Consider the following 10,982-nt stretch of genomic DNA (forward strand, 5'->3'; position numbering starts at 1 on the left):
TCGTCATAGGGAGCAGGTCCGATGAACCAGCGCAAGCTCTCCCACGCGCTTGGTCCTGCGGATGTTCGGATGCTCAGCGAGACCGCGCACGCTGCGGAGCGTCTGGGTCTGCCGTTCACGGCGCTTGTCACGATCCACTTCGGGCTCGTCATGCCGCCCCCGGCCGATCCGGGCCGGTATCTCCGGCGTGAGGTCATCAACCGGTTTGGCATCTGGTTTCGCCGCCGCGATATCATCTGGACCGCTCTCTGGGTCCGGGAGAACTTCATCGGGCAATACCGTGAGCACGTGCACCTGCTCGTACATATCCCACGCAAGGTCTGGGGCGCATTCGCCGCCGCCGCACAGCGATGGTGGCCCCAGCCAGGGGCCGTCGACGTGCGCCGAGCTTACAACGTTGAGCGCACCCTTCGATATCTGTCGAAGCAGCTCTCGCCGCAGGCCCGATTCGCCTTCCGCGGTCTCATCTGGCGCGAGAGTCGCTGCCGCTACACGGGCGCCCGCCTCGCGCCGGTACTGGGTCGCCGCTTCGGCATGACCACAAACCTCAAGAGGCATCTCCTGGCCGCGAGGCCGCAACGTTCGAGGAGCGAAGCATGACAGCCGTGTCTGCAGCAGGCGAACCGGTGAAGGCTTTAACCGAGGCGATCGCGCTCGGCGCGCGGCTCGATGACCTCCGCGTAATCGTTCCAGCTCCCGAGAGGCCTGACACGACCCACCGCCGACAGAACCCCGCGTACATCTGGCCCATGATCGAGGCGACAGATCAACGGATCGGCTTTCTGTGCGTCTATGGCTCTGGAGAAGCCGAGGAGATCGGTGTCTGGATCTACGGCGAGAACCGCGCCCGGGCGCAGAGATGGTCATTCAGGCGCGTTCCGGAGTTCAGGGGCGCGATCGCTGCGAACAGCCTGAAGGGCCGTCCGGATGCAGTCATCGTTGCCCTGGCTCCGCAGCAGATTGCGGGTGAGACCCTCCCGAGCCTTACTTGCGACAGGGACCTCGTGCCGGTGGTCGTTACCTTTGACCAGCCCATCCCAAGACCGAGGAAGCCCCTAATCCGATCGCTGGAAAACCGCAGGTCCGCGTCCCTTGAGGAGAAGCCCGCCGGCGATCCTGCTCCTGGCCCATTGCCGGTTGCTGAGGAAGAGGCGCGTACAAACGGCCAGACCCAGCGCGCTGCGGAGCGACAGGGTGTTCGTGCCCCTCCTTCGGGAGAGGCTCTGCGAGGCAGCATGCTGGCCGACGGGGCTGAGGTGCCAATGCCGCCGCCGCTTGAGACTGCTCGCAGCAGCGGCAGCCGGTCTGCCGCATCTGAACTGCTCCAGCAGCCGCGAGCGCCACAGATATCGACCATTCGCGCTGCCGACGTGAATCAGCAACGGGTCTCCTGGCTCTGGCCGGATCGGATCCCGCTTGGGAAGCTGACGATCATTGTCGGTGATCCGGGACTGGGCAAGTCGCTGTTGGGAGCTTACCTGGCCGCGACGGTGTCCCAGGGGGCGCTCTGGCCGATCACAGCGGACCCAGCGCCGAAAGGATCAGTCCTGCTCGTATCGACAGAGGATGATATCTCCGACACGATCGTGCCGCGCCTGCACGCTGCTGGCGCCGAAACGCAAGCAGTACACCTGTGCCAGGGGACGGAACACGGCAGCGGCCCCTGCAGCCTGGACCTGACGCGCGACATCGAGGCGCTCGAGCAGGCGGCGACCGATCTTGGCGATCTCAAGCTCATTGTCATTGATCCGATCACTGCCTGCCTCGGCAGGGCGAACCAGAACACGGCCAGCGCTGTCCGAGCCGTGATGACCCGTCTTGCGGAGTTCGCGGCTCGGACCGGAGTCGCGGTCGTAGTCATCTCGCACCTGAACAAGAGCGCGTCACGATCGGCCATGACGCGGGCGACTGGCTCGCTCGCATTCGTGGCAGTCGCCCGCGCCGCGTTCCTCGTCACCAAGGATCCCGTCGACTCAGACCGGCGCCTGCTTCTGCCGATCAAGAGCAACCTCAGCGCGGATCGCCAGGGCCTGTCCTTTTGTGTCGAGAGAGTCAGTTTCGGCACGGGGACGGCGCCCCGCCTTGTCTTCGATGATGAGCCTGTCGCCATTACGGCTGACGAGGCCCTGAACGAAACCCGCAGCAAAGAGGCTCGCCCCGCCTTGGACGAGGCCAAGGACTTTCTCCTGGACTACCTCGCCGATAGAGCAATGCCTGCATTGGACGTGCAAGCCGCGGCGCAAGCGAAAGGCATCTCCTCCGCTTCGCTTCGCCGCGCCAGGACGGTCTTGGGTATCATACCGAGAAAATCCGGAATGGCTGGCGAGTGGCGCTGGATGCTGCCGGAGCACCCGAAGGTGCTCACGTCGACCGAAGATGCGCATTCCGATGCGATGAGCACCTTCGAGGCAGATGAGCATCTTCGATTGGGACATGATGCACGCGCATCGCAGAGGAGTGCGGATCAGTATGAGCCATGAGGAAACCCTCGGGAGTGCCGACCAGACTGTCTCGATGGAGTACCAGGACGAGCGGTTAACGCGCTTACCTCCGCAAGCGATGCCGGCGCGTGCGCCGGTTCCGCCGACAGCGTCTGAGCAAGGGCAGCTCCGAGCGGCGACCAAAACGGTTATCACAAAGCCGTTTCCGGTGGGCACTGCCAGCACAGGTTCTTCACCGCCGAGACCCTTGAGGCGCGTTCCGTCGTCCTGAGCCTGCTCAGACAAAGCATTTCTGTCGGAGTCGGTGCTTCGATCAATCCTTGATCTATTCCGAACCCAAAAGACCGTCCTTGAGCCCCTAAAAGGGGGATAGGAGATCTCATGCCTAGACGTCACAACGCGCGGGGACGCAGCACGACGGAACGCTTCGTCTCGCTGCCGCATCACATGCTCCGCTCACGGGCTTGGCGCTCGCTCTCTCCGGTTGCTCGCTCCGTCTTCATTGAACTTGCGGCCATTTACAACGGCAGTAACAATGGCCGCATTGCGCTCTCAGCACGCGACGCCGCAGAGGCTGTCGGTTGCTCGAAAGATACGGCTGCTCGCGCATTTGTTGAGCTCGTTGCAAAAGGCTTCATTGAGTGTTGCTCGCGCGGCCACTTTGACCGCAAGAGCCCGCATGCCAGCGAGTACCGCCTGACGCTGTATCTGTGCGACCGGACGGGCAAGACGGCCACGAAAGCCTTCATGCATTGGCATGCCGACGAGTCCGAAATCTGTAACCGGTCTGATAGGAGGGACAGCCGGTCAGATCTCCGGGACAGTTCAGGGCTCCGCGACAGAGAATTACCATTCACGGTCCGAGGACAGGGACTGTGACGCCCTATTCAAGTCCTCGAGCGGTCTGATCATAGGGACACACATAATCTGCCAGATGGGGGCTGGGGTGGAAGGAACGGAAAAGGACAAATGCTTTGGCGAGAGGTGCAAGTGTCGACTGCACCGCAGGATGAAGAGCATTTTTAGAGCAGAGCAACCGCCGGATAAGCATAAGGAGTGAATAATGATGGACATTAATGAGTTCTCCGCGCGCTATCAGATCAGCCCATCGTGGGCGCGCCGGCTGGTTCGTGCGGGAGAGATCAAAGCTGAAAAGACCAATGGCCGTTACCTCATCGCATCAGAAGAGGCAGAACGCTGGATGACAGAGAATCCGTACCGCATCTGGGTAAGAAACATCAGTCGTCCCGAGCTTCCGGCCGTTGCAGCAAATACGTGTGATATGCTCACTCTAATTTTCTGCTCAAAGAGTTACAATATCCAACACGTTGAAGCACATGGAAATATGCGGTGGCGTGTACAACGGCTTCTCAAGCACGGCATCACGATCGAGCGCGGCTGGCGTCGTGGCACATATCCCTATTACCGTCTCAAGGACGTTGTGGAGATTGAACTTCCAGAAGAGTCCTGGCGCCTAGAGCCTCACCCAGACTACCAAGATTGACGGCAGGGTTCACGGCCTCTCTGACTGGACCTGACGGTGCGAGGTTAACCCAATCGAGCTACGGCGCCGCGACCTGACCAAGAAGAATTTGCGCGATAAGCCCTGTCGATCGCATAGCCTCGAACACAAGCCGGACGCTCGACAGGACCCAAGCCAGATCACCGATGGTTTGCACTAAGGCAGGACGGTAGCACGTGAGATCCCGGTGCGGTGCGACTATTCGTGACGCAATATCCCTTCGAATTCAGGAGCCGGCCAGAGGCCCCGATTTCGAAATGGCTTGGCCAGTCGGCCCTAAAGCATGACTCGGCCCTGCGCTACCGGCAGACGGATCTACAATCTTTCTGGTGCGAGATGCAGATTGATGACGAGGATCCTCCCGAGGGGAGAGCCTGACAGCAATCGGCCGGTATCGCTTGTCGTAGCCAAATTTGTAGCTGGTCCGATAGAGGGGACAGCCGGTCCGACCAGAGGGACAGCTAAGGACTCCACGAAAGAAAATTACCGCCTTCGGTCCGATGACCGGGACCGGGCAGTGTGATTTCAGCCCTCCAGCGGTCCGACGACAGGGACACATATAGTCTACCATGTGAGGGACGAGTGAGACGGCCCCTTGAGAGAATCTAAGCGCCGAGATTTGCAGCTTGTCCTGGTTCCTCGGAAGCCGAGGGTACGATTCATGGAGGGACCCGCCGGGTCCTCGCCTGGTGGAGCTCCCGCTCACAAGAATGTCCGCTTCGACCTGCTAAGCGGTCCCAAACGTAACTTCCGCCTTGTGCCATTACGAGAAGTTCCGGCGTATCAATTTTGCGGAGTCCGTTTGTGGAACAAGGGGGGAGCACCACGGCGTTGACTGCCATTGTTCTCAAGCGCCGGAGCGCCCATGCCCCGCTTTTTCTTCGACATCCATGACAGCGGGGTCTTCGCGCCGGACCGTCAATGACCGGAACTGAAGGACGTTGAGGCTGCCAAGGCTAGGGTCAAGAAAGCCCTGCCCGATCTTTTGAAAGATGAAATGTCAGATGGGGAGCGGCGCGATTTTACCATCGATGTCAAAAACGCGGTGGGACAGATCGTCTGGCGGATCACGCTTTCGCTATCCGTGGAAAGCCTATCGCAAGGCTCCATAGCAATCACTTGACCAGAGCCAAGACTCGCACGTAACCAGCTTTATAGAGTTGAAGCTGAAGTCCGAGATCAAAAAGAAAAGCGCCTTGTCCGGAGACGGCGCTTTGAGTTTACGGATCCGTAGGGGCAAATAAAACAGATCCGATGGATGCACCTGCTCACATAAAGCTCTTCCTGTCTTGGTTATCAGCTCTTTGCAGAGTGCGGCATTTTCGCAGCAATGGCCGACAATAGGGATTTGTACTTATTGCAGACCTCGCACACGATCGATATGCAGGCGTCACCGTAGGGGCAAATACGGGCTCAAGGGTCGCGAACACGGTTACAAGATCGGGCGCGGCCCTTTTTCATGGACGCTCTGGCTCAATCTCATTGGTGCGCGAATACCGCGCGGCTCATCGCCTTTATGGAATAGCGCTGGCGGTGGGTTCGGGTCGGGTGTAGACAAAGGGATCGCCGGTATAAACGCCCCAGGCGCCGACGACTGAGAGATGCGCGCGCTCCCGCCTGTAAGGCCTTGGAACCGCACATGCCTCGTCATTCTCAAACCTGCACCGGCCCCATTGCGGATCTTTATTTACCTCAGCTTGCCTGGGACGTGTTCCATCGAGAGAACATCCAGACGATCGCTCAGCTCAGGGCAGTTGCTGGCCAGCTCGAGCGGCTCGAAGGTTTCGGACCCACAACGGTGCGCGTCATCAGACAAGAACTCGACCGCGTAGCGGCACCTGGAGAGCAATTGTTTCATGACGGACAGCTTTCTGCGTGGGGCGCGTAACTCATTTAGGTAGCGACATGGAATGCCACTAGAAAGGCCAATATAAATAATTCTGCCCTCGAAATAATCGTATACTCACGTCCTCCGCAGGTATATACTTGGATAAAGTTGGGAGTAGGTCATGTTTCAGAAAATAATGTCCCAATTTTCTTTCGAAAACCAAGCGCTCTTTGCAGCAGCCCTGGCTTTTCTGTTCTGTGGGGCCGTGATCTTGGGGGTGATGTAATGCTCTCCCAGGCGCTGATTGCATTCCTCCTGATGGCCGGCATTGTCGCCATCTACACACTGACGATCCGCTACCACGTGTGAGAGAACACCAATCTGGGCAACGGGCCGGCGCAGCCTGTCCGCTGGGCGTCAAACCCACCACTGCCGGCGATGCTAACAACCCAAAGGGTTTATGGGCACCGCGTGCGTCTGGGCAGCCTCATGAAGGGCGGTGTTCGAAGATGAACAAACGCGCCTCAGTCATGCAACGCCGCCTCGCAGCCATCTTCTACGCTGACGTGGCCGGCTATGTGCGCCTCATGAATGCCGATGAGGCTGGAACGTTGTGTCTGCTCGACTCCCATCGGGCCATCATGGATCGCCAGATCATCCAGTACAGAGGCCGCACGGCCAACACCGCAGGCGACAGCATCCTGGCTGAGTTTCCAAGCGTCATAGAGGCGGTTCAATGCGCGCTCGGCGTTCAGGAGAGGATTGCCGCGGCGAGTGAGGAAACGCCCGAGGAGCGGCGGGTCACCTTCCGGATCGGGGTGCATGTCGGAGAGGTCATGGTTCGAGACGGCGACATGTTCGGGGATGGAGTGAACATTGCAGCCCGCATGGAGAAACTGGCGCTGCCAGGATTCGTCTGCCTGTCGGAAGCCGCTCACGCCTACGTGGCCAGGGTGTTGCCGCTGACCTTCGACGACCTGGGGGCACAGCCCGTGAAAAGTCTCGACACCCCCGTACGGGCCTATATCGTCCACGGCTCCGATCATCCACCATTCCAATTCCTGCCTCCGGTTCATCGCCGCAGCGAGTTCAACCTGGGGCGACGCTTTCACGCGATCCTGAACCGTGCGCTGCTGGAGGTTACGCGGCCGGAGGGCCTGACGCTGGTCGAGCCTGCGGTTTTGGCCTCCCTTCACGATGCCCCTGACATCGACGAGCGGCGGCTGGCCGAGCGGATCGGCGCTGACCTTGCAAGCACCCAGCGGATGGTCCGGCACCTTGAGCGCCGCGGCTTCGTCAGCAGGACACGGGGGAAACGCGGCAGCGAGACGCGGTTACTGAGCCTCACCCCGGCGGGGCTCGATCTTTTCGAACGACTCCACCCAGCCATCCTTGCGGTGCGGGATCAGGTCATGGCGTCGCTTTCGGAGCGCGAGCGGGAGACCCTGCAAGATCTCCTGGCCCGCGTGATCAACGCCAACGAACTCAAGGCGAGCCGTCGCTTCAACTGACCCAGGCTCAGGCAAGCGGATGGAGGGTATCAATCCGATTGCTATGAACGCTCGCTCTTGTGTGTTGTGATGGCACGAGCCCTCGGGGAGATATCCCATGGCCTACATCATGCTTCAGTATGACCGTCCAACCGACTCGCATCACTGGAACGACTACAACCAGCATGTCCGGGATTGGATCACGCAGCTTCTGCAAATCCCGGGTGCGGTATCGTTTGTGGCCTATCGCACGTCCGATGGGGCCAGCCCGGACACGATCACCATGCTGGAGTTCCGAACCGTGGAGGACGCGCGCAGGGCGCAAGCATCCGAGCAGTTGCGGAAGGTTTTGGATGGCTTGCGATCCCTCGGCGTGACTGCCAAAGTTCTCCTGGTAGAGCGCTCGCCATTTACCCCTGAGCCAATACCAGCGTGAACGCGAGACCTCGGCATATCGCGTCTCGTTTCGGCGCGGGCTTTGGATCATTCGCGGCCAGGAGTTTGATGCGGCGTGGGAATGTCGCCGTCCCCATAACCCCGTCGGCCGTCGAGTTTGACCTTCGGGGGCGGTTCAGGGCGATCGTCCAGCATCCTCACGGCTTTCCAAACCAAGTTCACCATTTTCTGCGTGGCGGTGAGAGGGCTCTTGCTCATGGTTGGCTCCCTTGCCGACCCCGAGGCCGCGCTGCGGCAATCGCTTTGTCGCCGCTAGCCGGCGGCTGTAGCGTCGAGGACTTCCGCGAACGCGACCGTCAGTACCGGTTGATTGGCTCGGTTGGTAATTTCGACGTGCCAGCCTCGTCGATCCTCGCCATTCTGATCGCCTTCCGCAATCATGTCACGCGCCATGACACTAGCAAAATCCCGCGCAGCCTGAAGGTCAGGGTACCTGTTTCCTTCGGGGTCTTCCATAAGGCTGCTCTCAGTCCGGATGTTGAGATAGTAGAGAGTTGTTTCTGCCTTGAGCCGCGCTGGAAGTGGCTCACTGAAGCGGTGGCCTGATCGGGGCGCACCACCCTCATCATCCCACCTTGTGAGATCCTCGCGCTGGCTTGGCTTTTTCGGATGGCGAGCACGCCGGGGTGGTGATGCCAAGATCGTCGTCGCTTGCATACCAAGCTCGCTCAAGCGCATCGTCCGCCTGCCGAACTCCTCCCGCAACTGGGACTCCCAGACAACTTGGTCATAGGTCTGATCGTCGCTTCGGATCTGATACTGGGGCTCCCGGTTGCCGGCGGGGAGCAAGACAACAATCTCGTACCCGCTGAGCCAAATCCTGGTGCGCGAAGCGTCTTCGGCATAGCTGACATGCTGACCGACGGCGTAGCGATGCGTTCTCATGACAGGATCCTTTCCTGTACTCGGGCGAAGCCGGTGGTCCTGTTGATCTGTCACCGGGACCAGTCGCGCACGTCGGCGAGCAGAACCGAGATGACGGCTTGACTGCGCATCTTTCTGTTCCTCACCTAAAAATCTATCGCTCCTGATAAGTTAATAGTCTTGCCTATTGTAGAACCTGATGAAATACACGGTAATCGCTTGTGTAAAATTTAGATACTTAAATCGTAATTATTTGAATTTTATTTGTTACACCCGATGTAAACAAGCCCATTTGCCCCATATAGAATTGAGATAGACTTATGGCTTTGCGATCTTCGCAATCGGCCAAGGTTGATATCCGAGAGCGATTGCGGAGGTTCCCATGTGTTTGAACAGCCGCTTCATGTTTGATCTCCAGCAATATCAAGCCCGCGACGGTCCGGGACTGACGCTCCACGCGCTGCCGATGATGCAGGCTAGGTGGGATCGGCTCACGATGGTCGAGGTGATCGGGGTCCGAACCACGTCGGAGCTCATCGAAAAGGTTGAAGAGAGCTACGGCCTCTCCCACGAGCAGGCAGCCGGAGATGTCGAGTTCTGGGCCCTGGATAAGCAGCTTTGAGAAGGCTGAAGGGCAGGCAAGCCGTTCTACCCCCTTGTTGGATCAGGATTCGATGTCAGTGCCTTCGAGTCGGGACTGACAATCAGTGGAGAGACGTTGATGGCAAACGAGTTTTACGTCGTCCGACATCAGGGTTCCTGGCGCATCCGGGTCAATGGCAAACACCATGGAGACTATGAATCCCGCCTTTTGGCCATCAACGCCGCAGTGACCGAAGCCCAGGCTGCCGGGCCAGGGGCCAAGGTCTTCAGCACAGGGATTGTCAGTCAGTTTAGCCAGGAGTGGCAGTCGAAAGCTGGTCCCAATTCGCCCTCGCCATGATCATCACGGCACGATCCTACAGGAGACGCGTATGAGTGAGCGGATGGGCCGTCTATGTGACGAGCTCCGGATCAAACTTCACGGGATAGACCGCCGCCTTGGGGCGCTGAAATCGAACGGCGCAGCGACCTTCGACCAATCTCAGGAAGTCCTTGAAAGCCAACTCGACCGCGTCGAGCAGCGCATCTACGACAACCGCGTGACCGTTGAAGCGGCCAATATCCGGGTCAAGACCTGGCTCGCAGAGACAAAGGCTGGCTCTGGTTCAGGCGTGGATCTTTGGACAGAACGCCATAAGCCACATCTGCTGGAAGTCCGCGCCCATGATGCGGAGGAGTATGCTATTGCGGTGTTTGAGCTTGCGGCAGCAGCCGCGGATGAGGCCACTCTGGCGGTCTTGCAGGCGCTCCTCGCGCGCAACGATGCCGATGCGGCGGCTCTGCCGGATGCGGAGGCACGCAGTCCATGAGTTCCCAGTTCTAAGAATACTCCGGCAATCTGTTGGCATCCTACGTGGCTGCGCCGCTGGGCTAATCGAGGTGGAATATCACATCGTCGCTGAGGAACAGGCGGCATGGACGGCTTATCGACTCTTCTAGCAAGGTGGTGCATCTGAAATGTTTATCATCGAATTCTTTCGGGTCCGGAACGCGGACCAGGCCCATGCCGTTCTCGGCCGGGTTGAACATGACACCACCGAGCTGGAGGACGCGAAAGTGAGAGCCCGTTCGCTCTTCGAGACCTTGGACATGCCGCAAAAGCCGGATGCGCTCCGAGTGGTCGATGAGCGTGGTGAAGAGGTGTTTGTCTGGAGCCCAGAGGACCGCAGGACCTGAGCATGCAACTGCCTCTCCTCGCCTATCGTCCGTTTCAACGCGGCTCAACGGGAGAATAGCTATGGCCAATGTTCACTACAGGATTGTCGAGCACGAGGGTGGGTGGGCCTACAAACTCGAAGATGTATTCTCGGAGCGCTACGCCACCCATGACGAAGCCCGCGAGGCTGCGGAGCGGGCGGCCGCTGAACAGAGGCTGCCGGGCGTGACTGAAGACATCGAGTACCAGGACGAAGCCGGAGACTGGCACGAAGAGATGTCTCTGGGAAAGGATCGGCCCGAGACAGACGTGACTGGGTGAGCGGTTGGCCGTCGGTCTTGTCATGGCTGCTTGAGACAAGATGTACTTTGCTTTCTACAGGTCAACAAGGCTGCGTCGGAAGGCCCCGAGCAGAACTCATTTCTCACCGGTAATTAATGAGTCCTCTCCCTAACCAAGCTCCATGAGCACTGAATGGGGAATGCGGGAATCGCGTTGCCGGTTCTCAGAGCCGCAGATGCCTCCCGCCGCCGCGATTGCTCTGCACATCGGCCATTCAACTCGGATCGGCCAAGGTCTGCTCAGGGTCAAACTGAGCCGCCGGGTGCTCATGAGCAATCGA

The 10,982-nt window shown here is 59.4% G+C and carries 15 protein-coding genes; 13 read left to right on the forward strand and 2 right to left on the reverse strand.

Going from position 1 to position 10,982, the window contains the following annotated elements:
- Positions 1-21: 21 nt before the first annotated feature.
- The 8 genes from OC446_RS00450 (at position 22) to OC446_RS00480 (ending at position 7,717) form a co-directional block, all read left to right on the forward strand.
- A complete protein-coding gene (locus OC446_RS00450) occupies positions 22-600 on the forward strand; it encodes a hypothetical protein (RefSeq protein WP_262027069.1) in 579 nt (192 codons plus the stop codon).
- On the forward strand, positions 597-2,480 hold the full coding sequence (locus OC446_RS00455) for an AAA family ATPase (RefSeq protein WP_262027070.1): 1,884 nt from the start codon (positions 597-599) through the stop codon (positions 2,478-2,480). Before OC446_RS00450 ends, OC446_RS00455 begins: the two co-directional genes overlap by 4 nt.
- Before the next feature lie 342 nt (positions 2,481-2,822).
- Complete coding sequence (locus OC446_RS00460; RefSeq protein WP_262027071.1) at positions 2,823-3,320, forward strand: helix-turn-helix domain-containing protein; 498 nt, start codon at positions 2,823-2,825, stop codon at positions 3,318-3,320.
- Between the two features lie 184 nt (positions 3,321-3,504).
- On the forward strand, positions 3,505-3,945 hold the full coding sequence (locus tag OC446_RS00465) for a helix-turn-helix domain-containing protein (RefSeq protein WP_262027072.1): 441 nt from the start codon (positions 3,505-3,507) through the stop codon (positions 3,943-3,945).
- A 949-nt stretch (positions 3,946-4,894) separates the two neighbouring features.
- Positions 4,895-5,086 (forward strand): DUF6894 family protein, encoded by a 192-nt coding sequence (locus OC446_RS30965; RefSeq protein WP_410054986.1) that lies wholly within the window; start codon positions 4,895-4,897, stop codon positions 5,084-5,086.
- A 516-nt stretch (positions 5,087-5,602) separates the two neighbouring features.
- Positions 5,603-5,851 (forward strand): hypothetical protein, encoded by a 249-nt coding sequence (locus tag OC446_RS00470; RefSeq protein WP_262027073.1) that lies wholly within the window; start codon positions 5,603-5,605, stop codon positions 5,849-5,851.
- Positions 5,852-6,321: 470 nt separating this feature from the next.
- On the forward strand, positions 6,322-7,302 hold the full coding sequence (locus OC446_RS00475; RefSeq protein WP_262027074.1) for an adenylate/guanylate cyclase domain-containing protein: 981 nt from the start codon (positions 6,322-6,324) through the stop codon (positions 7,300-7,302).
- 97 nt (positions 7,303-7,399) lie between these two features.
- Entirely contained in the window at positions 7,400-7,717 is a 318-nt protein-coding gene (locus tag OC446_RS00480) for a DUF1330 domain-containing protein (protein ID WP_262027075.1), read from the forward strand.
- A 47-nt stretch (positions 7,718-7,764) separates the two neighbouring features.
- On the opposite strand, the gene OC446_RS00485 is transcribed toward OC446_RS00480, so the two are convergent.
- Both OC446_RS00485 and OC446_RS00490 read right to left on the reverse strand, forming a co-directional pair.
- Positions 7,765-7,935, reverse strand: coding sequence for a hypothetical protein (locus OC446_RS00485; protein WP_262027076.1), 171 nt, complete (start codon positions 7,933-7,935; stop codon positions 7,765-7,767).
- Between the two features lie 54 nt (positions 7,936-7,989).
- On the reverse strand, positions 7,990-8,622 hold the full coding sequence (locus OC446_RS00490) for a DUF6894 family protein (RefSeq protein ID WP_262027077.1): 633 nt from the start codon (positions 8,620-8,622) through the stop codon (positions 7,990-7,992).
- A gap of 361 nt (positions 8,623-8,983) precedes the next feature.
- Here OC446_RS00490 and OC446_RS00495 point away from each other — a divergent pair, with 361 nt between their 5' ends.
- The 5 genes from OC446_RS00495 to OC446_RS00515 all read left to right on the forward strand — a co-directional run bounded on the left by OC446_RS00495 (position 8,984) and on the right by OC446_RS00515 (position 10,681).
- Entirely contained in the window at positions 8,984-9,223 is a 240-nt protein-coding gene (locus OC446_RS00495; protein WP_262027078.1) for a hypothetical protein, read from the forward strand.
- Between the two features lie 99 nt (positions 9,224-9,322).
- Positions 9,323-9,544 (forward strand): hypothetical protein, encoded by a 222-nt coding sequence (locus OC446_RS00500; protein ID WP_262027079.1) that lies wholly within the window; start codon positions 9,323-9,325, stop codon positions 9,542-9,544.
- A gap of 31 nt (positions 9,545-9,575) precedes the next feature.
- Positions 9,576-10,013 (forward strand): hypothetical protein, encoded by a 438-nt coding sequence (locus OC446_RS00505; protein WP_262027080.1) that lies wholly within the window; start codon positions 9,576-9,578, stop codon positions 10,011-10,013.
- Positions 10,014-10,161: 148 nt separating this feature from the next.
- Positions 10,162-10,380, forward strand: a complete 219-nt coding sequence (locus OC446_RS00510; RefSeq protein WP_262027081.1) for a hypothetical protein — start codon at positions 10,162-10,164, stop codon at positions 10,378-10,380.
- Between the two features lie 61 nt (positions 10,381-10,441).
- Positions 10,442-10,681: a DUF2188 domain-containing protein gene (locus OC446_RS00515; RefSeq protein ID WP_262027082.1), complete on the forward strand. Its 240-nt coding sequence runs from the start codon at positions 10,442-10,444 to the stop codon at positions 10,679-10,681.
- The last annotated feature ends 301 nt before the right edge of the window (positions 10,682-10,982 follow it).

Origin of the sequence: Microvirga sp. Mcv34, assembly GCF_024519725.1 — a bacterium.
Lineage (GTDB): Bacteria > Pseudomonadota > Alphaproteobacteria > Rhizobiales > Beijerinckiaceae > Microvirga.

Bases quoted from the DNA above. Each gene is read 5' to 3' on its own strand.
- OC446_RS00450 (WP_262027069.1), top strand. From the start codon at position 22: ATGAACCAGCGCAAGCTCTCCCACGCGCTTGGTCCTGCGGATGTTCGG.
- OC446_RS00455 (WP_262027070.1), top strand. From the start codon at position 597: ATGACAGCCGTGTCTGCAGCAGGCGAACCGGTGAAGGCTTTAACCGAG.
- OC446_RS00460 (WP_262027071.1), top strand. From the start codon at position 2,823: ATGCCTAGACGTCACAACGCGCGGGGACGCAGCACGACGGAACGCTTC.
- OC446_RS00465 (WP_262027072.1), top strand. From the start codon at position 3,505: ATGATGGACATTAATGAGTTCTCCGCGCGCTATCAGATCAGCCCATCG.
- OC446_RS00470 (WP_262027073.1), top strand. From the start codon at position 5,603: ATGCCTCGTCATTCTCAAACCTGCACCGGCCCCATTGCGGATCTTTAT.
- OC446_RS00475 (WP_262027074.1), top strand. From the start codon at position 6,322: ATGCAACGCCGCCTCGCAGCCATCTTCTACGCTGACGTGGCCGGCTAT.
- OC446_RS00480 (WP_262027075.1), top strand. From the start codon at position 7,400: ATGGCCTACATCATGCTTCAGTATGACCGTCCAACCGACTCGCATCAC.
- OC446_RS00485 (WP_262027076.1), bottom strand. From the start codon at position 7,935: ATGAGCAAGAGCCCTCTCACCGCCACGCAGAAAATGGTGAACTTGGTT.
- OC446_RS00490 (WP_262027077.1), bottom strand. From the start codon at position 8,622: ATGAGAACGCATCGCTACGCCGTCGGTCAGCATGTCAGCTATGCCGAA.
- OC446_RS00495 (WP_262027078.1), top strand. From the start codon at position 8,984: ATGTGTTTGAACAGCCGCTTCATGTTTGATCTCCAGCAATATCAAGCC.
- OC446_RS00500 (WP_262027079.1), top strand. From the start codon at position 9,323: ATGGCAAACGAGTTTTACGTCGTCCGACATCAGGGTTCCTGGCGCATC.
- OC446_RS00505 (WP_262027080.1), top strand. From the start codon at position 9,576: ATGAGTGAGCGGATGGGCCGTCTATGTGACGAGCTCCGGATCAAACTT.
- OC446_RS00510 (WP_262027081.1), top strand. From the start codon at position 10,162: ATGTTTATCATCGAATTCTTTCGGGTCCGGAACGCGGACCAGGCCCAT.
- OC446_RS00515 (WP_262027082.1), top strand. From the start codon at position 10,442: ATGGCCAATGTTCACTACAGGATTGTCGAGCACGAGGGTGGGTGGGCC.